Annotated in this window: 21 protein-coding genes; 13 read left to right on the forward strand and 8 right to left on the reverse strand. The window is 64.3% G+C overall.

The annotated features are described in order from the left end of the window. Window positions 1–174 precede the first annotated feature (174 nt). From BWR18_RS09440 to BWR18_RS09470, 7 genes are all read left to right on the forward strand, one after another. The gene (locus BWR18_RS09440) at window positions 175–546 is read left to right on the forward strand and encodes a hypothetical protein (RefSeq protein ID WP_076627732.1); all 372 of its coding nucleotides are present in this window, start codon (window positions 175–177) and stop codon (window positions 544–546) included. Further along, window positions 543–1628: a Rieske 2Fe-2S domain-containing protein gene (locus BWR18_RS09445; protein WP_076627733.1), complete on the forward strand. Its 1086-nt coding sequence runs from the start codon at window positions 543–545 to the stop codon at window positions 1626–1628. The genes BWR18_RS09440 and BWR18_RS09445 overlap by 4 nt, the downstream gene beginning before the upstream one ends. After that, complete coding sequence (locus BWR18_RS09450; RefSeq protein ID WP_076627734.1) at window positions 1625–2380, forward strand: hypothetical protein; 756 nt, start codon at window positions 1625–1627, stop codon at window positions 2378–2380. Before BWR18_RS09445 ends, BWR18_RS09450 begins: the two co-directional genes overlap by 4 nt. Continuing rightward, window positions 2377–2640: a hypothetical protein gene (locus BWR18_RS09455; RefSeq protein ID WP_076627735.1), complete on the forward strand. Its 264-nt coding sequence runs from the start codon at window positions 2377–2379 to the stop codon at window positions 2638–2640. The genes BWR18_RS09450 and BWR18_RS09455 overlap by 4 nt, the downstream gene beginning before the upstream one ends. 78 nt (window positions 2641–2718) lie before the next feature. Continuing rightward, entirely contained in the window at window positions 2719–3723 is a 1005-nt protein-coding gene (locus BWR18_RS09460; RefSeq protein ID WP_076627736.1) for a hypothetical protein, read from the forward strand. A 136-nt stretch (window positions 3724–3859) separates the two neighbouring features. After that, window positions 3860–4288: a hypothetical protein gene (locus tag BWR18_RS09465; protein ID WP_157598686.1), complete on the forward strand. Its 429-nt coding sequence runs from the start codon at window positions 3860–3862 to the stop codon at window positions 4286–4288. 101 nt (window positions 4289–4389) lie between these two features. Further along, on the forward strand, window positions 4390–5682 hold the full coding sequence (locus tag BWR18_RS09470) for an O-acetylhomoserine aminocarboxypropyltransferase/cysteine synthase family protein (protein ID WP_076627738.1): 1293 nt from the start codon (window positions 4390–4392) through the stop codon (window positions 5680–5682). A 128-nt stretch (window positions 5683–5810) separates the two neighbouring features. Here the strand turns inward: BWR18_RS09470 and BWR18_RS09475 are convergent, their stop codons facing one another. Next, on the reverse strand, window positions 5811–6494 hold the full coding sequence (locus tag BWR18_RS09475; protein ID WP_076627739.1) for an SIMPL domain-containing protein: 684 nt from the start codon (window positions 6492–6494) through the stop codon (window positions 5811–5813). A gap of 161 nt (window positions 6495–6655) precedes the next feature. Here BWR18_RS09475 and BWR18_RS09480 point away from each other — a divergent pair, with 161 nt between their 5' ends. Continuing rightward, window positions 6656–9355, forward strand: coding sequence for a hypothetical protein (locus BWR18_RS09480; protein ID WP_076627740.1), 2700 nt, complete (start codon window positions 6656–6658; stop codon window positions 9353–9355). Between the two features lie 77 nt (window positions 9356–9432). On the opposite strand, the gene hppD is transcribed toward BWR18_RS09480, so the two are convergent. Then, window positions 9433–10527 (reverse strand): 4-hydroxyphenylpyruvate dioxygenase, encoded by a 1095-nt coding sequence (gene hppD / locus BWR18_RS09485; RefSeq protein ID WP_076627741.1) that lies wholly within the window; start codon window positions 10525–10527, stop codon window positions 9433–9435. A gap of 134 nt (window positions 10528–10661) precedes the next feature. Between hppD and BWR18_RS09490 the strand changes: the two genes are divergently transcribed. After that, complete coding sequence (locus BWR18_RS09490) at window positions 10662–11117, forward strand: Lrp/AsnC family transcriptional regulator (protein WP_076630230.1); 456 nt, start codon at window positions 10662–10664, stop codon at window positions 11115–11117. A gap of 126 nt (window positions 11118–11243) precedes the next feature. Continuing rightward, window positions 11244–13127, forward strand: coding sequence for a cation:proton antiporter domain-containing protein (locus BWR18_RS09495; protein ID WP_076630231.1), 1884 nt, complete (start codon window positions 11244–11246; stop codon window positions 13125–13127). A gap of 183 nt (window positions 13128–13310) precedes the next feature. Here the strand turns inward: BWR18_RS09495 and cobT are convergent, their stop codons facing one another. Next, window positions 13311–14318 carry a nicotinate-nucleotide--dimethylbenzimidazole phosphoribosyltransferase gene (gene cobT, locus BWR18_RS09500; protein ID WP_076627742.1) on the reverse strand — a complete coding sequence of 336 codons (1008 nt, stop codon included), beginning with the start codon at window positions 14316–14318 and terminating at the stop codon, window positions 13311–13313. Between the two features lie 72 nt (window positions 14319–14390). Here cobT and cobS point away from each other — a divergent pair, with 72 nt between their 5' ends. Next, on the forward strand, window positions 14391–15152 hold the full coding sequence (gene cobS, locus BWR18_RS09505) for an adenosylcobinamide-GDP ribazoletransferase (protein ID WP_076627743.1): 762 nt from the start codon (window positions 14391–14393) through the stop codon (window positions 15150–15152). Window positions 15153–15218: 66 nt separating this feature from the next. Here the strand turns inward: cobS and BWR18_RS09510 are convergent, their stop codons facing one another. From BWR18_RS09510 to BWR18_RS09530, 5 genes are all read right to left on the reverse strand, one after another. Beyond that, window positions 15219–15731, reverse strand: coding sequence for a CarD family transcriptional regulator (locus tag BWR18_RS09510; RefSeq protein ID WP_076627744.1), 513 nt, complete (start codon window positions 15729–15731; stop codon window positions 15219–15221). 287 nt (window positions 15732–16018) lie between these two features. After that, window positions 16019–16354: a ferredoxin FdxA gene (fdxA, locus tag BWR18_RS09515; RefSeq protein WP_076627745.1), complete on the reverse strand. Its 336-nt coding sequence runs from the start codon at window positions 16352–16354 to the stop codon at window positions 16019–16021. A 51-nt stretch (window positions 16355–16405) separates the two neighbouring features. Then, complete coding sequence (locus BWR18_RS09520) at window positions 16406–16792, reverse strand: RNA-binding S4 domain-containing protein (protein ID WP_076627746.1); 387 nt, start codon at window positions 16790–16792, stop codon at window positions 16406–16408. Further along, complete coding sequence (locus BWR18_RS09525) at window positions 16793–19702, reverse strand: helicase-related protein (RefSeq protein ID WP_076627747.1); 2910 nt, start codon at window positions 19700–19702, stop codon at window positions 16793–16795. 30 nt (window positions 19703–19732) lie between these two features. After that, entirely contained in the window at window positions 19733–20290 is a 558-nt protein-coding gene (locus BWR18_RS09530; RefSeq protein WP_076627748.1) for a tetratricopeptide repeat protein, read from the reverse strand. A gap of 74 nt (window positions 20291–20364) precedes the next feature. Between BWR18_RS09530 and BWR18_RS09535 the strand changes: the two genes are divergently transcribed. Continuing rightward, window positions 20365–20655 carry an SCP2 sterol-binding domain-containing protein gene (locus BWR18_RS09535; protein WP_076627749.1) on the forward strand — a complete coding sequence of 97 codons (291 nt, stop codon included), beginning with the start codon at window positions 20365–20367 and terminating at the stop codon, window positions 20653–20655. Further along, complete coding sequence (locus BWR18_RS09540; RefSeq protein WP_076627750.1) at window positions 20655–21596, forward strand: alpha/beta fold hydrolase; 942 nt, start codon at window positions 20655–20657, stop codon at window positions 21594–21596. The genes BWR18_RS09535 and BWR18_RS09540 overlap by 1 nt, the downstream gene beginning before the upstream one ends. Window positions 21597–21635: the final 39 nt, after the last annotated feature.

The following is a 21635-nucleotide window of genomic DNA, read 5'->3' on the forward strand; positions in this document are numbered from 1 at the left end:
TGAACGTGTATGCCAACACGGCAACGCAAGCCCGGCGTCACGCGCCTCTCACTGCGCCACGTCGATCACAATTTCAGCCTGTCACGCCATACTGACAGTTTGGGCTTGGGACGCGGCGCATGCTGTTGCTAGGATTGCCGCGGAACGAATGACTTTTAGCAAGGACGACACCCCATGAACGTGGCCGAAGCCCTGGTGATGGCGATGCAAACATGGGGGATCATCGGTGCGCTTGTGGCGGCGGTGTTTCTGACCATCGGGATAGACCGGATCGACGCGGATGCGCGCGGCGCCTATGTGTTCCGCCCGCTGCTGATCCCCGGCGTGCTTTTGATCTGGCCGATTGTCCTCTGGCGCTGGTGGCAGGTCGAGACCGAGCGGGCCGCCTGGGCCGACCGCTACCGACCTGTCCGCGCCTCCTATGGTGTGGCCGTCGTGCTGATGAGCATCGGGATCATCGCCATCGTGATCGCAGGCCTGAGCGTGCGCCAGACCTGGCCCGCCGACATCGCCCCCGTGCAACTGAGCGAAGGGGCAAGGCAATGAGCGTCAAGTACATCCCCGTTCAGTGGAACCCCAACAAGTGGATCTATGACGCGGTCATGCTGGCCGGTGTGGCGCTGTTTCTGTGGGTGTTTCTGTATCTCACGCCAGAGGTGTTGAGCCATGACCAGCCCGTCACCGCGCAGATCCGCAACGCCCGCGCCTTTGGGGCCTGTGCGTTCGTGATGCTGACCGTGATCCTGTGCATCGGCCCCGCCGCGCGACTTGACCGCCGCTTTCTGCCGCTCCTTTACAACCGCCGCCATTTCGGGGTGATGACCGCCTTTGTCGCGCTGACCCATGCGGGGTACATCCTGAACTGGTACTTTGCCTTTTCCAGCTCGGACAAGCTCGTGGGGTTGCTTTACGCCAATGCGAGCCTGGGTCAGATCGCGGGCTTTCCCTTTGAGCTGTTTGGCATATTCGCCCTGATCTGCCTGCTGATCCTGGCGGCCACGTCCCATGATTTCTGGCTGAAGTTCCTCACGCCCCCCGTCTGGAAGCGACTGCATTACCTGATCTATGCCGCCTATTTCGCGGTCGCGGCGCATGTGTCGCTGGGCATCCTGCAGGACCAGAAGAACCACGTTTTTACGGTCTTGTTCATGCTTGGCGCGGGGGCCGTGATCGTCCTGCACCTCGCCGCGTGGCTGCGCGAGCGGTCTGAGGCGGCGGCCAAGGACGGCGCCTGGGCCGAAGTGGCGCGTGTGGGCGATTTCCGCGACGGCTATGCCAAGATTGCAAAGCTGGCGAACGGCGACCGCGTCGCCGTCTACCTGATGGAGGGCCAGCTGAGCGCCATTTCCAACGCCTGCGCCCACCAGAACGGGCCACTGGGTGAAGGCAAGATCATCGACTGTCTGGTCACCTGCCCCTGGCACGGCTTCCAATACGATGTGCGCAATGGCCGCTCGCCCGCGCCCTTCACCGAAAAGGTGCCCACCTACCGCCTCCGCATCATGGGCGACATGGTCGAGGTGCATCCGGACGCCAACCCGCCCGGCACCTATGTCGAGCCGGTGCCCCTGCCCGAACCGCCGCCCGAACCGGAGCCGGACGTGCCCGAGGACGGAGCGACCGCATGAGTGAAAAACCGTTTTTCGTCGGCTACCTGCCCGCCCCCGGCCCCTTGCGGACGTTCCTCTTGACCGCCTGTGTCCTCCTGATCGCGGGCCTTGGCAGCGCAGGCTTCCTGATGGGTGCGGCCCAGGACGACCCCGGCCCCGGTGCCTTCCGCTTCGACTATGGCCGCCAGACCGTCACCGGCGTGGTCGAATTGACGCCCTACCCGATCCTTCACGTGACCGAAGGCAATGACCGCATCCAGCCCGGCGACAGCTTTCTGATGACGGCGGGCGGCAAGTCGGGCGTCGACAGCCGGGCCGAACCGCTGGCGGGACAGCTCGCGCAGGTGTCCGGCGTCGTGCTGGAACGCGGGGATCTTTACATGCTGCAACTGCGCGGCGGACGCAACGGTCTGCAAGCCGCCGAAGGCGAAGTGCCCGAGATCACGGCCGAGCCACAAGGCCGCTGGAAGCTGGCGGGCGAGATTTGTGACGGCAAGTGCCTCGCTGGCGCCATGCGCCCCGGCCGCGGGCTTGCCCACAAGGCCTGTGCCAACCTGTGCCTGCTGGGCGATGTGCCCCCCATCTTTGTCTCGACCCAGCCGGTGCTGGGCGAAGAGTTCCTGCTGGTCACGGGACCTGGCGGCACCCGCCTGCCCCGCGCGGCCTATGATTACGTGGCCCAATTCATCACCGCCGAGGGCGAGATCACCAAACGTGGCGACCTGTTGGTGTGGGAGATCGACGTGGACACGATCGAGGTCACGCCATGAAACGCGCCCTCTGGCTCGCCATCGCCACGCTAACCGCTGCGATCCTGTTCTACGTCTCGCGCTTCTGGGACTTTCGCCTGTGGCCGCGCGACGGGCTCTTCGGGATCGAGGCGCTGCGCCCCCAAGGGGGCCTCGTGGCGCAATGGTTGCGGGGCACGGATCTGGCCCCGTTCGAATTGCTGATCTGGGCCATCGGCGCTTTCCTGATCCTGACCCTGTTGCAAAAGCTCTACGATCTGCTGAACCCGCCCCCCGAATGACAGCATCCGGGGCTTTTCCCGTCCCGCGTGCCGCGTATACAATTCCCAAAACCGCGCAAGCGCAGACCCGGCAGGCACATGACACGCACACAGACCCACGCTCCGCCCCCGTTCAATGTCGCCCTTGTGGGGCAAGCCGGGCGGCTGGGGTACGAGGCGGTTCTGTTTGTCGCCTCGCTCCGCGCCAAAAGCCCCGATTTTGCAGGCCGCGTGCTGGTTGCCGAACCGCAACCCGGTGCGCTCTGGTCCCGTGACCCGCGCATGTCAGGGGACGTGCGCGCGGCCCTTGATGCCATGGGGGCGGAGGTCGTGCCCTTCACCAGCCAGCATTTCGGCGAAACCTACCCCTATGGCAACAAGATCGAGATGCTGACGGCGCTGCCCGAAGGCGAGCCGTTTGTCTTTTTTGACAGTGACACGCTGGTCATGGGCGATCTGTCTGCTGTGCCGTTCGATTTCGACTACCCCTCTGCCTCGCTCCGGCGCGAGGGGACGTGGCCCGCGATCGAGCTTTACGGGCCGGGCTATACCGAGATCTGGAAATCGCTCTATGACCGCTTCGATCTGGACTTCGAGACCAGCCTCGATCTCTCCGAACCGGACGAATACTGGAAACGCTACCTCTATTTCAACGCGGGCTTCTTCTTTGGCGCCTGCCCGCATGTGTTTGGCGCGCGGTTCCTCGATTACGCCCTGTCGATCCGCGATGATCCGCCCCGCCCGCTTGTCTGCCAATCGCTGGACCCGTGGCTGGACCAGGTCGCGTTGCCGCTGGTCATCCACAGCTTCGGCGGCGGACGCGACAGTGCGGTGCACGACCATCTCGACGGCGATGTGACCTGCCACTACCGCCTGTTCCCCCTACTTTATGCCCGCGAAAGCGAGACTGTGATCGACACGCTCGAAGAGGTCACGGCCCCCAACAAGATCAAGAAAGTGCTCAAGGGCCATGAGCCGATCAAGCGGATGGTGTTCCAGGGCCGCGGCGCCAAGGTGCGTGCGCTCTTTGACCAGAACGACATGCCACGGCGCGAACAGGCGATCCGCAACCGCATCAAGTCCAACGGCTTCTGGATGCGCTAATGCTGTGACGCAGCGTAATGCGCCTGACATGACCATTTTGAGACATCGGGGGTCGGTTTTTGCCTTACCAAGCGGAAGGCGGGTTATTATTTGACCAATCAATAAAAAACCGCAACCTCATAGACGGAAGATCGAGATGTCCCAGTCCACGGAACGTTTCTTGACCATGCTTGCGCGGGCGTTTTGCTCCGATCAACTCGACGCAGTGGCGCAGAATTTCACCTATCCCGTGCCGCTTTACACCAAAGGTGAGTTGTTGGTGTTCGGTGCGCCCACCGCGCTGAGCGAAGCGCTGACCATGTACCGCGACGCCGCGCGAAGAGCAGGCATCGTGCGGATGACACCGCGGGTCATCGCCGCGGGTCTGCCGCAAAAGGGATATTCCAGCCTCTGGGTTGAATGGGACCACTATGACAGCGCGGATGCCCTGATCTGCACCAGCCAGGTGCGCTATGCGATTTTCAAGGACGCCATGGCGCTGCACCCGAAGATTGAAATGATCGACTATACCTGCCTCGGCCTGCCCGAAGTGTGCGAAGCCTTGCCGCTCATGAAATCGGCCTGAGGCACGCCCATACGCGCGCCCTTGCTCCCTCCGGTGGCATTGCCTACTCATGCAGGCAATGACAGTGACCTCGCGCCGCGCGCAGGAAGTGGGAGACAGATATGACCGACGGCCCCAAATACGGCTTTGACACCCTTCAAATTCACGCAGGCGCCCGGCCCGACCCGGCCACCGGCGCGCGGCAGACACCGATCTACCAATCGACCGCGTTCGTGTTCCGCGATGCCGAACACGCCGCCGCCCTCTTCAACCTGCAAGAGGTCGGCTATATCTACTCGCGCCTGACCAACCCGACCGTGGCGGTGCTGCAGGAACGTGTCGCCACGCTCGAGGGCGGCGTGGGCGCCGTCTGCTGCTCGTCGGGTCACGCCGCACAGATCATGGCGCTGTTCCCCTTGATGGCGCCGGGCCTGAATGTCGTGGTGTCCACCCGCCTCTACGGCGGCACGGTCACGCAGTTCAGCCAGACCATCAAACGGTTCGGGTGGGAGGCGACCTTTGTCGACTTCGATGATCTGGATGCGGTCAAGGCCGCCATCGACGACAACACCCGCGCCATCTTCTGCGAGGCGATTGCCAACCCCGGTGGCTATATCACCGACCTCGACGCGATCTCGGCCATCGCGGATGCCGCCGAAATCCCGCTGATCGTGGACAACACGTCGGCCACACCCTACCTGTGCCGCCCCATCGAACATGGCGCCACGCTGGTGGTGCACTCCACCACCAAGTACCTCACCGGCAATGGCACGGTCACGGGCGGCGTGGTTGTGGACTCGGGCACCTTCGACTGGTCCGCCAATGACAAGTTCCCCTCGCTCAGCGCGCCTGAACCCGCCTATCACGGGCTCAAGTTCCACGAGACCTTCGGCCCGCTGGCCTTCACCTTCCACGGCATCGCCATCGGCCTGCGCGACCTGGGCATGACGATGAACCCGCAAGCGGCGCATTACACGCTGATGGGCACCGAAACCCTTTCGCTGCGCATGGACCGGCATGTGGAAAACGCGATCAAGATCGCCGAATGGCTGGAGAAGGACGACCGCGTCGACTACGTCACCTATGCGGGCCTCAAATCCTCTCCCTACTACGACCGGGTGGCCAAGATCTGCCCGCGCGGCGCCGGTGGCCTCTTCACCTTCGCGGTCAAGGGCGGCTATGACGCCTGCGTCAAGCTGGTCAATGCACTGGAAATCTTCAGCCACGTGGCGAACCTGGGCGATGCGCGCTCGCTCATCATCCACTCGGCCTCGACCACGCACCGGCAGCTGACAGCAGAACAGCAACGCGCCGCAGGGGCCGCACCGGAAGTGGTGCGCGTCTCCATCGGGATCGAGGATGCAGACGACCTGATCGCCGATCTGGACCAGGCGCTGAACAAAGCGGTCAGCTGAAGAGCAGGGGCGCAGGTCCACCCACCTGCGCCCGATCTTCTCTGGTTCAAAAAATCCCGGGGGAGTCGCGTCAGCGACGGGGGCTGGCCCCCTGAAACATGTCGTCGCGCGTCAGCGCGGCCACCGGATCAAGGCTCCAACGCAAAGCGCATCGACACCCGCGCCGTGACCAGCAATTCGCCCGCCGCAATGGGCACGTCCGCAGACCGGGCAGCGGCGGCAAACATCTCGGGCCGCGGCCCCTCGACACCCTCGCTCAGGCTCAGCACCGCACCGAGGGTCAAACCGGCCGCACCGCTCAATTCATCCGCCTTCTGCATCGCTTCGCCCACAGCGGCGGCGCGGGCCTCTGCCTCTGCCGCGCTGGGATCCTGCAATTCGAAACTCAACCCGTTGAACGTGTTGGCCCCCAAGGCCAGCACCTCGTCCAGAATGCCGCCCAATGCCGCCAGATCGCGCACACGGACCCGCACGGTATTGCGCGCCTCGAACCCGGTGATCCTGCGCTCGTTGGAGTCGTACGCGCTCCAGACCGGCCCCACGCTCAGCTGGGACGTCTGCACGTCGCGCACCGCAACCCCGCGCTCGGACAGCGCGTTGATCAGCGCGGTGGCATCCGAACTCACCTGCGCCATGGCCGCACCCGCGGTCTCGTCCACATGCACCACACCCAGCGAGATGACGGCCATGTCCGGGGCCACCGCGACCTGCCCCTCACCCGTCACCGACAGGACCGGTGCGTCGGTCTGCTGGGCCATCGCCAGCGGCGCCAGCAGCATGCAAAGCACTGCGGTTGCAATTGAAAGTTTCATAACGTCCTCCCATCATTCGTTCTGGTTGAAACTGGACATTCACCACCCCGTGAACAACCCGATCACACGGCTTTTTCTTTGCATGCGCAAAGACCTGCTTTATCTTTGACACATCCGCGCGAAGAGTTTCATTCAGCGCGACCAGTTGATATGGGCCAGATATGAAGCCTGAATTTGCGCTATCCTTGTCCTTTGACGGGATCCGCCTGCTGCACCGCGCGGCGGGGGGCTGGCGGGAAGTGGGCGCCGTGGATATCAGCAGCCCCACACTGGGCGACGACCTGCATGAGCTGCGCAAGCAAGCGGCCAAGGTCAAGGTCAAGCGTGTCCGCTCGAAACTGATCATCCCCGATGGGCAGATCAAATACCTGACCATCGACACCGGCGACGTAGATGATGATGCACGGCGGGCCGCCGCGCGGCTGGCGCTGAAAGGGGCCACACCCTATGCCGTCGAGGCACTGGCCTATGACATCTCTGCCGAAGGGCCCAGGACCCACATCGCCGCCGTGGCCCGCGAAACACTGGCCGAGGCCGAAGCCTTTGCCGTCGAACACAAGTTCAACCCCGTCAGTTTCGTCGCCGCCCCCGAAGACGCCGGATTTCTGGGCGAGCCGTTCTTCGGTCAGACCGCGCACGCCGAAAAGATCCTGAAGGACGGCGCAACCGTCGCACCAGACGGTATCCGCGTGGTGGTGGTGTCGCATCCCGATCAATCGGCAGAGCCTGACACTCCCGAAAAAGCCGCGGCAGACACGGCAGAAGAACCTGCACCAACACCGGACAACGCGCCCACCCAACCCGACGCCGCACGCGACGCGGACGATGCTACATTGGCACTGGACGAGGGCAGCGCAGCCGCTTCAACAGAAAGCCCATCCGCTGATCCCGCGCCTCAAAACGATGCGGACACGCTCGCATCGCACGGCGAAGACACGGCGCCCAAGTCCGAAAGCAAGGCAGAAGCGGACGACTCTGACGCATCGGATGCACCCGAAACAGAAGATGCCAATACGCCCGCACCCGCCGAAGCAGAAACAGCGGACGCAGGCAGCGCGGACGACGATACAGATCCCGACAACGACACGGACACGACCTCGCCGCTGATGGGCTTTGCGACCCGCAGGCGCGCAAACGGGGCGGACGCGCCGCCACCCTCGGCGCTCGGTGGCGTAACCCGCGACCCGCCGGACACCCGCCCGGCGCGCCGACTGACCGTTTCGGACAGCCCCAAGGACGCGGCCCTCCCACCGCCACCCGCCCTCAGCCCGCAACAGGCGGCAGCGCAAAGCCTGCGAGCCGCCCCCCCGATCGTGGACCTGGCGGCGCGACGCCCCGACACCGACACCCAAGAGCCGCCCGCCCGCAAGACAGGTTTCCTGTCGCGGCGCAAACCACGGCAGGTCCCCCCGGCCCCGCCATCCGCGTCCCCCGGCAGCGCGGCCCCCACGGCAGCGGTTGCCACGGATGCCGAAGCCCAACGCATGACCGTCTTTGGCGCCCGCAGCGACGTTCAGGTCGGCGGCAAGCCCCGGTTTCTCGGCCTGATCCTGACCGCCATCCTGCTGGTGTTCCTGGCCGGTGTGGCCGCTTGGGCTTCTGTCTTTCTCGATGACGGACTGGCCAAGTTCTTCCCCAAACGCGAGCGTACGCTCGCTTCGACCCTGCCCGCCGATGCCGAACAGTCGCTGGCCGAGGATGTCGGCGCCACAGTGGACCTTGAGCCGACGGGCCAGGGCGATGACGGGCTGATCGTCGCCTCGCTGAACGAGGGGTTGAGCGACGGGCTGACACCCGAGGACGCCGCCGTCCTCGACGCGTTGCGCAACCCCCAACCCGATCCAACGGAGCAGCCGGAACTGGATCAGGCCGCGCTCGAGGCCCGCTATGCCGTGACCGGGATCTGGCCCAAGGCACCGCAGATCCCGCCCGAACCCACAGGTCTGATCCAGCTCGAAGACCTCTATGTCACGGGCATTGACCCGGTCAGCCCGGCGCTGGATGCCATCGCGCTGCCGGACGCGGGCTCCTTTGTGACCGACGTGGCCTTGCCCGATGTCGCCTCGCCCCCTGCCGCGGGCACCCGCTTTGCCTTTGACACCGATGGTCGCGTGATCCCCACGGTCGAGGGTGCGCTGACACCCGATGGCTTTACCGTCTTCCTTGGACGCCCGCCGCTCGTGCCGCCAGCCGATCCGCGCGGCACCGCAGAGGCGCCCGCGCCCGAGACCACCGCCCCGGACACACGGCAACTGGCAGGCCAACGGCCCCGCGCGCGTCCCAATGATCTGGTGGAACAGAACGAACGCGCCACACTGGGCGGCCTGTCACGGTCCGAACTGGCCGAGCTGCGCCCCCGCCTGCGCCCGGCAGCCCCGCAAGAGGTCGCGGCGGCGGCCCCGCCCGCGACGGACGCGGCGGCAGTGGCCGAAGCGATTGCAGAGGCAAACGAGGCGGCGGATGAGCCCATCAGCCCGCTGGCCGCCGCGCAATCCTACCGCCCGCAAACGCGGCCCCGCAATTTTGAACGGACCGTCGCCCGCGCCGCCAGCGCAGCACCCGCCGCACCACAACGGGTCGCCGCCGTTGCTCCGCGTACGGTCACGCCCTCTATTCCCACAACCGCGTCCGTCGCGCGCGAGGCGACGGTGCGCAACGCCATCAATCTCAGCCGCGTGAACCTGATCGGGGTTTACGGCACGCCGTCGAACCGGCGCGCATTGGTGCGGTTGAGAAATGGACGCTATCAGAAAGTGGCTGTCGGGGACCGCTTTGATGGCGGTCGCGTCTCGGCCATCGGGGACAGCGAGCTTCGGTATCAGAAGGGCAATCGCAACGTCATCCTGAAGATGCCGAACTGACCGGACACCCATACGGAAAACCGCGCCGTCCTGCACTGTGAATCCAGGCGCAACCGGTTTTCGCACCAAACCACCGATCAGTCGGCGGCCAGTTCCCCGGTGTCGATCTGCTCCTGTTCGATGCTCTCGAAAAGCGCCTTGAAATTCCCCTCGCCAAAGCCGTCGTCGCCCTTGCGCTGGATGAACTCAAAGAAAATCGGCCCGATGACCGTCTTGGAAAAGATCTGGAGCAGGATCTTGGTCTCGCCCCCGTCCACGACCCCCTCACCGTCGATCAGAATGCCGTGCCGCTTCATCCGGTCGATGGGCTCGTCATGGCCCGCGACCCGCTGCTTGGACAGGTCATAATACGTGTCCGGCGGCCCCGGCATGAATTTCAGCCCATTCGCGGCAATCGCATCGGTGCTGTCATAGATGTCATCCGACCCCACCGCGATGTGCTGGATGCCCTCGCCGTTGTACTTCTTGAGGTACGCCACGATCTGCCCCGTCTCCCCCCGATCCTCGTTGATCGGAATGCGGATGCGCCCGCAGGGCGAGGTCAGCGCCCGGCTGAACAGGCCGGTAAACTTGCCCTCGATGTCAAAGAACCGGATTTCCTTGAAGTTGAACAGATCGCCGTAAAACCGGAACCACGTGTCCATATTCCCCTTGTGCACATTGTGCGTCAGGTGATCGAGATAGAAGAACCCAACCCCACGCGGCTTGGACTGGCCCAGCCACTGGTACTCGTCATTGTAGGGCGACGTGTCATAGTACTGATCGACAAAGTAGATCAGGCTGCCCCCGATCCCGTAGATCGCGGGCACATCCAGCACCTTGCCACCGCCCTCATAGGGCTTGGCTCCCAGCTGGACCGCCCGGTCGAACGCATGCTGCGCATCCACCACGCGCCACCCCATGGACGGCGCGCAGGGCCCGTGCTCGTCAACAAAGCGCGCGCCAAAGCTGTCCGGCTCGGCGTTCAGCACGTAGGTGATATCGCCCTGCTGCCACAGTTCGATGTCCTTGACCTTGTGGCGTGCCACCTTCGCATATCCCATCCGGGCAAAGAGCGTGCGCAGTTCGCCCGGTTCGGGATGCGCAAATTCGACAAACTCAAACCCGTCCGTCCCTGCCGGATTGTCGGCGCTGATGACGGATTTCGGGGCAGAATGCGGGAACGGACCCATGGGACACCTCCAAACCTGAGCTAACCTCAATATGGAGGTCAAACCGCGCGGCATCCGCGCGTTTTCATATGCACGCCTTCCAAATCACGCGCATAACCCGCATCATAGCCAATATTTCCGCGAAAGCCCCGCACATGCTTGATTCCATCGACACCCGCCTCCTCGCCGCCCTGCAAAAGAACGCGCACCTCACAGCGCAAGAGCTTAGCGACATGCTGCACCTGTCGGCCAGCCAGGTCGGGCGGCGGCGCCAACGGCTCGAGGCGGACGGATACATCGAAGGTTACGTCGCCCGGCTCGACGCCAAGCGGCTGGGGCTCAGCGTGCAGGGCTTCGTGCAGGTCCACCTCGCCGTGCATGGCCCCGAACACGCCAACAGCTTTGCACGGCTGATCGACACCCGCCGCGAAGTGACCAGCGCGTGGACCATGACGGGCGACGCCGACTACCTCTTGCGGGTCTATTGCGCGGACCTCGCCGCCCTCAACACCCTGATCCATGAGGTGTTGTTGCCCCACCCGGCCGTTGCGCGCGTGCAAAGCCAGATCGTGATGGACCAGCTGAAACGCGACGGCCCCCTGCCCACGTAAATCTGCCAACGCATCACGCGCCATGCGCGCCGCACCATCAAAATCGGCGCCATACCATGCGGTCGGGTTGTATTTCCAAGGCATCAAGGCATGGTGGGGGCACGACTGTCACGGACAGGGTCCACCATGGAAAGCTTTCTCTATCAGGCATCAATCTACCTTGCGGCAGCGGTGATCGCAGTGCCCATCGCCGCACGGCTCGGGCTGGGTTCGGTCCTGGGCTACCTCGCCGCGGGCATCGCCATCGGCCCCGTCCTGGGCCTCGTCGGGGCCGAGACGGAAGACCTGCAGCACTTTGCCGAATTTGGCGTGGTGATGATGCTGTTCCTCATCGGCCTCGAACTTGAACCCCGCGCACTCTGGGACATGCGGCACAAGCTGCTGGGCTTGGGCGGGCTGCAGATCGTGCTGTCGGCGCTCGCGCTGATGGGCGTGGCATTGGCCTACAACCAGCCCTGGGGCGTCGCTCTTGCCATCGGGCTGACGCTGGCGCTGTCGTCAACGGCCATCGTGCTTCAGACGCTTTCGGAAAAGGGGCTGATGCAGACCAGCGGCGGACGGTCGGTCTTCTCGGTCCTGCTGACGCAGGATATCGCGGTCATACCCATCCTCGCCTTCTTGCCGCTGTTGGTCGTCACCCTGCCGCTGCACATGAATTCCGATGGCTCGATCACCCGGGCCAATGGCGACGGGCATGCCGGTGATCACGGCCACGGCGCCACGATGAGCCTGGTCGAAGGGCTGCCCGCCTGGGGCGTCACCCTCGTCACCATCGCGGCCGTGGTCGCCGTGATCCTGGCGGGCGTATTCCTCACGCGCCCGGTCTTCCGCTTCATCCACGCCGCCCACCTGCGCGAGATGTATACCGCGCTCGCCCTCCTGATCGTGGTGTCGATCAGCTTCCTCATGATGCTTGTGGGCCTCTCGCCCGCGCTCGGCGCATTCCTCGCCGGTGTGGTTCTGGCCAGTTCCGAGTTCCGGCACGAGCTGGAATCCGACCTCGAACCGTTCAAGGGGCTGCTTCTGGGCCTCTTCTTCATCACCGTGGGTGCCGGCATCAACTTCACGCTGCTCTTCGAATCCTGGGCGGCCATCCTGTCGATGGCGATCCTGGTGATCGCGATCAAGGGCGCGCTGCTTTACTGTCTCGCCGTCGCGTTCAAGATCCGCGGCCGCGACCGCTGGCTCTTTACCCTCGGGCTCGCACAGGCGGGCGAGTTCGGCTTTGTCCTGGTGGCCTTTTCCGTGGGCCAGGGCGTGATCCCCACAGGCGTGGCCGAAACCCTGCTTCTCGTGATCGCGCTGACCATGCTGATCACGCCCCTGCTCTTTATCCTCTACGAGTTGCAATCGCGCCGCATGGGCGAGGCCGGAGCAGAGATCGAGGCGGACGACATCGACGAGGACGGCCCCGTGATCATCGCGGGCATCGGGCGCTTCGGCCAGATCGTGAACCGGCTGCTACAAGGGTCGGGCTTCAACACCGTGGTTCTGGACCACGACATGGAAACCATTGCGCTCATGCGCCGCTTCGGGTTCAAGGGGTTTCTGGGCGATCCCAGCCGCCCCGACATCCTGCATGCGGCGGGCCTGCACACCGCGCGTATCCTGGTCGTGGCGCTCGATGACAAGGACGCGGCAACCCGGCTGGTCGCCTATGCCCGCAAGACGCGGCCCGACATCCACATCATCGCCCGCGCCTATGACCGGGTGCATGTGTACCGGCTCTATCAGGCGGGCGCCGACGACATCGTGCGCGAGATGTTCGACAGTTCCTTGCGCGCCGGGCGCTACGCGCTCGAAAAACTGGGGCTCACGGATTACGAAGCGGCAGAGGCCGAACGGGTCTTTTACGCCCACGACCGCGACGCCGTGCGGCAACTGGCCGAGGTCTGGGATCCAAACGTGCCCGCGTCCAAGAACGACGCCTATGTGGAGCGGGCCAAGACGCTTGAGAAGTCATTGGAAGCCGCGCTGTCGGAACGGCAGGATGAACCGAAGCGCGCATAAAGCGGTAGGGTCGGGAGGGCCCTTGTGCGGTTTGGCTGATCGCACCGGAGCTTGGCACCCAGTTCCTCCACGGGGTGGCTGGCATACGCAGTCGTGATCTGTCTTGGTGAGCCCGAAGCTGAAACACAACCGGGGTCGGCGGGTGGGCGAATTTGCGTCAGCAAAGAGAGCACCCGACAGACCCTAACCGTCAGCCACGCCAGCCTCCGCAAAGGTCGCCATGCCCGAATGACACGCAATCGCGCCTTTCAAAACCCCAATCGCAAGCGCCGCACCGGTTCCCTCCCCCAAACGCAACCCAAGTGACAAAAGCGGCTCTTTGCCCAAGGCTTCAAGCATATGACCATGCGCCGCCTCGGCGCTCTGGTGCCCGGCCACAACGTGATCCAGGGCACCCTCCTGCGTTTTCTCCAGGCAGGCGGCGGCGGCCGTGCAGATGAACCCGTCCATAACCACCGGAATGCACAAGGACCGCGCCCGCGCGATGGCCCCCGCCATCCCCGCCAACTCACGCCCGCCCATACGCATCAGGATGTCCAGCCCATCGGTTGCAGACCCATGCGCGGCCAACCCATCCGCAACGACCTGCGTCTTCAGCGCCAGCGCATCGCCCTCAACCCCCGTGCCGCGGCCCGTCCAGTCGCCCGCATCGCCGCCAAACAGCCGCGTCGCGATCGCCGCGGCAGAGGTCGTGTTGCCGATCCCCATCTCGCCCACCACCAACACGTCGGCCTCCTCCGCCACCGCATCCCAGCCTGCGCGCAGGGCCGCGACCACCCCGGCCTCGGTCATGGCGGGGCCTTCGGTGAAGTCGGCTGTGGGTGTGTCCAGATCCAGCGGCACCACATCCATCCGCGCGCCAAAGGTCCTGGCCAACTGGTTGATGGCGGCACCCCCCTGTTCGAAATTGGCGACCATCTGCACGGTCACCTCGGGCGGAAAGGCCGACACGCCGCGCGCCGCAACCCCATGATTACCTGCAAAGACAATGACTTGCGGCGCGTCAATGGACGGGCGCGGATTGCCACGCCACCCCGCATACCACTGCGCCAGATCCTCAAGCCGCCCCAACGCACCTGGCGGTTTGGTCAGCTGCCCGTTGCGGTCTGCCGCGCCAGCCATTGCGTCCCCGTCGGGACCGGGCATGTCGGCCAAAAGCGCGCGCAGCGCATCCAAACTGTCGAAGCTCATCGGATCTGGTCCTTGCCTGTTGGTGCAACGCTCTTTACCCAAACCGGACGCACTCGCAAGTCAGGACCGGACATGGCGCAGAATGAAACCGACACGGGACCGCTCGCGCGGCTTTGGGATGTGCCTGCAGCACTTGTGTTGCTGACCCGCCTGCCTCTGCCGACGCTGCCGGATCACGCCTTTGCCCATGGCGCGCGGGCGGTCTGGGCCTATCCGCTCGTGGGATTGGTGCTGGGGCTGATCTTGTCGGCGATGAGCCTTGCGCTCACGTGGCTTGGACTGCCGCAGATGATGGTCGCGGGTGTTTTGCTGGGCGCGCTCCTGATGCTGACGGGGGCCATGCACGAGGACGGGTTGGCCGATACCGCCGACGGGCTCTGGGGCGGGCAGACCCGCGACCGGCGGCTCGAGATCATGAAGGACAGCCGCATCGGTGCCTACGGCGTGCTTGCGCTGATCGTGGTGATGGGCCTGCGCTGGTTGGGGCTGGCGGAGGTCGATTGGACCGGGATCATTGCTGCACTGATGCTGAGCCGCGCGGCGATGACCCCGTTGATGCTGGCGCTGCCCCATGCGCGCAGCACGGGTTTGTCGCACAGCGTGGGCGCGCCAGAGACGGGCGCTGTTTTGGGGGCTGTTCTGATCGCAGTTGTCGGAGCCGGTGTGCTGCTTGGCATTGCGGGGCTCTTCGCGGCGCTGATCGCAGGGGCAGTGGCGGTGAGTGTCGGGTTGATTGCGAAAGCGAAGATCGCGGGGCAGACAGGGGATGTTCTGGGCGCCACCTGCGCGCTGAGCGAGGTGGCGGTGCTGCTGGCGCTGGTTGCCATGGCCTGAAACGACAACGTGTCCCCGCGGGGACACGTTTGTTTTCAACGACTTGCGATTTTCGTTAACCGAATTTTAAGCAGCAATCCGGCTGCTGAGCACGTCGTCCACCTCTTTGGCGGCGGCGATTTCGTCGCCACCCGAGACGGCGGCCACTTCGCGGGTCAGACGCTCAAGCGCGGCCTCATAGAGCTGACGCTCGGAATAGCTCTGCTCGCGCTGGTCGTCGGTGCGGTGCAGGTCGCGGACCACCTCGGCAATGGCGATCAGATCGCCCGAGTTGATCTTTTGCTCGTATTCCTGCGCCCGGCGGGACCACATCGCCTTTTTCACCTTGGCCTTGCCCTTGAGGGTTTTCATGGCATGGGCGATCACGTCGGGGCTGGAGAGCGCACGCATGCCAATCTCGGTCGCCTTGTTCGTGGGCACGCGCAGGGTCATCTTGTCCTTTTCGAAGGTGATGACGAACAATTCCAGCTCGATGCCGGCCACTTCCTGCTTTTCCACGGACGTGATCTGGCCCACGCCATGTGCGGGATAGACCACGTATTCGTTGGGGCGGAAGTCGAGTTTCTTAGATTTTGTCATTCCTGATCCTCATGCGACGCAGGATGCGGGCCTTTTGACAGTCAAAACCGCATCAGGCGGGGCAAGTGCTGCCACGTCTTGGTGCGGTTCGGGTCAAGTTTTCAAGCAGACCGGTCAAACGTGTGACAGGTCCAGGCAGCATCCATCTGTCTGTTGTTACAAAAGCATAGCATAAAAAACGGGGATTCGAAAGTTTACCCAAAGGAAACTTTGGGAAACCTCTGATTTTCCAAGTCAAATCGTCTCGATTTCCGCGGGAGCACAGAGGTTCAGACCGATTCGAAGGCTCAGCCGCCCTCGCCCGGGTTCTCCGAAAACAGCTCCATCTTGCCCTCCTTGCCGTCCATCTCTTCGGCGGTGGGCAGCGGGTCTTTCTTGGTGATGATGACCGGCCACATCTCGGAATACTTGCGGTTGAACTCGACCCATTTTTCCATATCCGGCTCCGTATCGGGGCGGATGGCGTCGGCGGGGCATTCGGGTTCGCACACGCCGCAGTCGATGCATTCGTCGGGATGGATCACCAACATGTTCTCGCCTTCATAAAAGCAATCGACCGGACATACCTCGACGCAGTCGGTGTATTTGCAGGCGATGCAGGAGTCGTTGACGATATAGGTCATAAGAGGTGTCTCATCTCAGCGGGCATTGTTTAGCTAAAGGACTGTGGGCCATCATTCAAGATGGCGCGACCGGGAAAGATCAGCTTGCCGTCTGTCTTTCTTGGTTGGACGCCCTTTTCCCTCGAACCGGGGGTTTTCCGAAACGGGCGTTTCCTTGGGTGGGGGCGGAGGAGACATATCGGTGTAAAGCGCCTGCGCTTCCGGCGCCGGCCCACGGCGGGTGCCGATGGCTTTGACCTCGATGATCCGGACCACGCGACCTTGTGAAAAGGTCAGCACGTCGCCGGGGCTGATCGTGGTCGACCGCTTGGTGACACGCGCGCCATTTACCCGCACGTCACCTGCGGCCACGCGGGTCGCAGCGAGCGAGCGTGTCTTGAAAAAGCGCGCAAACCACAGCCATTTATCGAGCCGCAGTTTGCCCGCGTCGTCAGACACTTATTTGTCGTCCTTCAACCCCATCAGGGCCGCAGCAAAGGGATTGTCGGGGTCGATCGCCTTTTCCTTTTTCGGCGGACGGGCCTGGAAATTCTGCGGCTTGCTGCCCCCATCGCGGCGCGGTCCCTTGCCCTTTGGCTTGCCTTTGGGTGCGCCCTTGCCACGGGGTTTGCCGCCCTGTTGTGGACGGCGGTTGCCGCCCGGCTGACGGCCCCAGGTGAAGGTGTAGAACACCTCGATCTCCGGGCCTGCGGCGGCTTCGTCGGGCGCGGTGCCGGGGTCGATTTCCGTCTCGGAATTGGTTGGGATTTCGGCTTGGACCTCTGGCGTTTCGGCAGGCTCTGCGATCACGGGAGCTTGACCGGAATCTGCGATATCTTCGGTGCCCTCGGGCACATCTGCCGGGTTTGGCGTGTCCGCCGGTGTCGTCGTTTCGGTCGCGGCTGCTGTCGTTTCTGCCTGGGCTGCGTCCATGACGGGCTGATCTGTGGCATCCGGGGTCGCGTCGGTCGTGACAACTGCGTCAACGGCCTTGACCTTTTCCCGCTCGCCTTTCTCTGCCTTGTAGCCCAACCCTTCCATCAGGCCCGCGAATTGTTCCAGCGTCATGCCGGTGATCGAGAGCATGTCGGCCTTGGCCTCGAACCCGCCGCGCGAATCCTCGGAGCGGAGCATGTCGGCCAACCGTTCCAGCATGTCGATGCGGATCGCGCGATCGCCTGCGTTGCGGTAACCCGACATGGTGTCGGTGCCCTGCGGACCGTCTGTCATGGCCGGGACGGTGACCAGACCGGGCGGCGGGGATTCGGGAAATTCCGAAAGGTTTTGCGCCAGCGACCACAACACCAGACGCAGCCGTGTGGGTGCCGGTTTCAGCAGGAGCGGCATGAAGATGGTGAATTGACCAAAGCGGATGCCGTGTTTGCGCAGCACCCCGCGCGCATCCTGATCAAGCGCCTTGACGTCATCGGCAACCGTGGCGCGCGGCAGCACGCCCATGCCCTCGATCATCTGGAAGGCGAAGCCCTTGGCCAGACCGGTCAGCGCTTCGTCCTTTTGCATGGCGATCAGCGGCTCGAAGAGTGCGGCGACCTTGCGGTCGATGAAGTGTTGCAGGCGGCGTTGGACCTTTTGGGCGACGTCCGCCCCCGCGACGTCATCAACGAAAACTTCGACTTGCGGTTTCAGCGCGTCCTGTCCGGCGACCAGTTTGCCCACCGCCGAGCTGCCCCACATGAGCCCGCCCTGTTCGGTGAAGTCCAGTTCGGTGTCCGGCGCGTTGTAGAACCGGTCGGCCCGCAGGTGGAAATGCGGTGCGAGCGCCTGAAGGGCGGCAGTCTTGATCGTCTTGGCCTCGGCCGCGCCCGCCCCCTTGTCCTGGGAAAACCGGAACCCGTCCAACTTGCCGACGAACTCGCCCTCGACAGTCACTTCACCTAGCTCGTTTACTTCGGCCACCATGGCCTCCTTCTGGCCTAGCCGGCGCAAGAGCACGCTCGTGCGCCGGTCTACAAATCTTTGCGTCAGCTTCGCGTGAAGCGCGTCTGACAAGCGGTCTTCTACATGGCGGGTCTCGTCCCGCCAATGGGTTTCATCGTCTACCCACCCTTTGCGCTGTGCGACATAGGTCCATGTGCGGATAAACGCCAATCGCTTGGAAATGGCGTCTATGTCGCCATCCGCGCGGTCGATACGCTTGATCTGGCGGGCCATCCAGTCGTTTGGAATGGTGCCGCGCTCGTGCAGGTAGCGGAAGATAACGTCGAGGAGGGAGGAATGTTCCTGATGGGAGATGCCGCGGAAATCGGGCACGCGGCAGACGTCCCAGAGCAGTCGAACCGACGGCGCATCGGTGCAGCGGGCAGTCACTTCGGCGCTTTGAGCAAGGGATTTGAGCGCCTGCAGGTCGTCGGCCTCGCGCGCCTTGACCAGCACCTCGTGGTTTGAGGGGGCTTCGAGGCTGCGGATCAGCGCGTCGATTGTGCCGAATTGCAGGGCGTGGTTGCGCCATTGCAGTTTCTGGATGGGGGTAAAGCGGTGGTCCATGATGGCCTGCGCCACCCCGTCGTCGAGCGGGGGCGCGTCGCCCGTGACGCCAAAGGTGCCGTCCTTTTGCCCACGCCCTGCACGGCCCGCGATCTGGGCCAGTTCGTTGGGGGCAAGGTGCCGCATCCGGCGCCCGTCGAACTTGGTGAGCGAGGAGAAGGCCACGTGGTCGATGTCGAGGTTCAGCCCCATGCCGATGGCGTCGGTCGCGACGAGGAAGTCGACCTCGCCGTTCTGGTACATGTCCACCTGCGCATTGCGCGTGCGCGGGGACAAAGCGCCCATGACCACCGCGGCCCCGCCCTTTTGGCGGCGGATCAGCTCGGCGATGGCATAGACGTTATCCACCGAGAAGCCGACGATGGCCGAGCGCGGGCGCATACGGCTGATTTTCTTCTGGCCGGAGTAGACCAGTTGGCTCATCCGCTCGCGGCGCATGAACTGGCAGCCCGGCACAAGCGCGGAGATGGGGCCACGCATCGTGTCGGAGCCCAGAAACAGCGTTTCGTGCAGGCCGCGCGCGCGCAAGAGCCGGTCGGTGAAGACGTGGCCGCGCTCGGGATCGGCGCAGAGCTGTATCTCGTCCACCGCAAGAAAGTCGCAGCCCATGCCTTCGGGCATCGCCTCCACCGTGCAGACCCAGTATTGCGTGCGGGGCGGAACGATCCGTTCCTCGCCCGTCACAAGCGCCACCACAGACGGGCCGCGCAGCGCGACGATGCGGTCATAGACCTCGCGCGCGAGCAGGCGCAGGGGCAGGCCCATCACGCCCGTGCGATGGCCCAGCATCCGTTCGATGGCATAGGTGGTTTTGCCTGTGTTGGTGGGGCCGAGAACGGCCACCACCCGCGCGTCGCCCGACATGGGCTGTCCCCCGGTGACTACAGAGCGTGTTTACAGTGTCCGGCCGATGCCTTCGGCCTTGAGCCGCTCAAGCGCCTTGGTGGCGTTTTCGTGGTGCGGATGCAAGTCGAGAACGCGGGTGAACGCCTGCTCGGCCCGGACATTGTCGCCGAACTCCTGGAACATGACGCCAAGGCCGAACATGGCGTTGTAATTTTCGGGGTTCAGGGTCAGCGCCTTTTCCAGATCGCTGATGGCAGGACCGTAAAGATCCTTCATGTAAAACGCCGTCGCGCGGACGTGCCAGCCTTCGGCAAAGTCCGGCGCGTGGTCGATCAGGGCGGTCAGATGCTCGATCGCGACGTCGGGCTGGTCTTCCTCAAGCGCGGCACGGCCCCGGCGCAAGAGCATGTCGAGCGCGGTTGAGCCCGATTGCGACCACTCCCGCTCAATCTCTCGCGTCAGGCGTGTCGCCTCTGCCGGTTCGGCGCTTTGCAGCGCCTCCAGCATCTCGTCAACGGATGATTGCGCGATGGCGGGTAAGGAATTCCCTACTGTCAGTAAAAGTGCCGTGACGACAGGGTAGAGTTTGCGTGTGCGTGTGCCCATAACAGGGAATGTAACAGGCCGGTCCGCGAAATCCAGAGACCACACCCGGCCGCAGACCGAAAAGGGCATCAAAGATGAGTGACACAGTGACCGAAGCCGTCGTCGTGCTGAACGAAAAGCTGGCGGGCGCCGATTTCGACGGCACCGCGAAATTCGACATCGAGGGCGAAGGCGCGATCATGATGGACGCCAGTGGTGCGCGCGCCGGAGACGAGGCCGCCGATGTGACCCTGTCCGCAGATGCCGACACGTTCCGTTCGATCCTCGAAGGGGACACCAACCCCACCGCCGCATTCATGACCGGCAAGCTGAAGGTCGATGGCGACATGGGCATGGCGATGAAACTGGCCTCTGTCCTGGCCTGATGACGCTGGACGCTGCCCCCCTTTTCATCGATGTGCACCCCGCCCCGCTGACCGGCGCCGCCTATTGGACGACGGCGGCGGACGGGGTGCGCATTCGGGTGGGCTGCTGGCAGCCCGATCCGGCCAAGGGAACGGTGCTGCTGTTTCCGGGGCGCACCGAATATGTCGAGAAATACGCCCCGTCTGCCGCCGCACTTGCCGCGCGCGGGTTTGCCACCCTCGCGGTGGACTGGCGCGGACAGGGCCTGGCCGACCGGCTGCACGAAGACCGCCGCCTTGGGCATGTGAACCAGTTTCTGGATTACCAGCAGGATGTGGCCGCGGTGCTTGACGCGGCGCGCACGCTCGGGATGCCCGAACCCTACTTTATGCTCGGCCACTCCATGGGTGGCTGCATCGGGCTGCGCGCGCTGTACGACGGGTTGCCTGTCAATGCCGCCGGGTTCACCGGCCCGATGTGGGGCATACGGATCTCACCCCATCTGCGCCCGGTCGCTTGGGCGCTGGGGCACATGATGCCCGTGATCGGCCAAGGCCACCGCCTGCCCCCCGGCACGATCATCGACAGCTATATCCTGACCGCCGATTTCGACGACAACCTGCTGACCACGGATGTCGAGATGTTCGACATGATGCGTGACCAGCTGACCGCACATCCCGACCTGGCCCTGGGCGGTCCCAGCTTTGTCTGGCTGCGCGAGGCGTTGCAGGAAACGCTGGCGCTGTCACGCATGCCTGCGCCGAACCTGCCCTGCGACACGTTCGTGGGCACGAACGAGCGCATCGTCCATGTGGGCCGCATCCACCAGCGCATGGACAGCTGGGACGACGGCAACCTGCACCTGATCCAGAACGGCGAACACGAGGTGCTGATGGAAGATGCCCGCACGCGCGCCGGCATCTTTGACACGCTGGCCCACCGGTTCGCCGACGCCGCGTGAAGACTGGTCTGACTGCGGCGACATGCTAGGTTCGCGCTC

The sequence above is a fragment of the Tateyamaria omphalii genome, from assembly GCF_001969365.1.
GTDB classification, from domain to species: Bacteria; Pseudomonadota; Alphaproteobacteria; order Rhodobacterales; family Rhodobacteraceae; genus Tateyamaria; species Tateyamaria omphalii_A.